The 249-nt window shown below is 68.3% G+C and carries 1 protein-coding gene; it reads right to left on the bottom strand.

Going from position 1 to position 249, the window contains the following annotated elements; all coding sequences use genetic code 11:
- Positions 1–249: alpha/beta fold hydrolase (locus NLU14_RS22620; protein WP_420845104.1), on the bottom strand; the 249-nt coding region annotated here is incomplete at both ends.

The following is a 249-nucleotide window of genomic DNA, read 5'->3' as shown; positions in this document are numbered from 1 at the left end:
CTGGAGAAACGCAGCCATCGGATGCGGCCGGCAGCGCGGATCGAGATTGGGCGGCGGCGCGCAGTTCAGCCCGTCACCCTTCGCGCCGGCCACGAACATGTCGCGGAAACGCGGCGTCGTCAGCGACCACACCGAGTCGCCGGAAGCCGGCACATAGGCGTCGACATAGACCAAAGCCTTTATCGGCGACGGCTCCGCGTCGGCCGCGCCGCTCACGATCATGCCGCCATAGGACTGCCCGACGAGGAC

The organism is Marinobacter iranensis (genome assembly GCF_029207565.1).
Classification (GTDB): Bacteria; Pseudomonadota; Gammaproteobacteria; order Pseudomonadales; family Oleiphilaceae; genus Marinobacter; species Marinobacter iranensis.
Note: the sequence above shows the minus strand (reverse complement) of the source record. Positions and strands in the feature narration are given on the sequence as shown.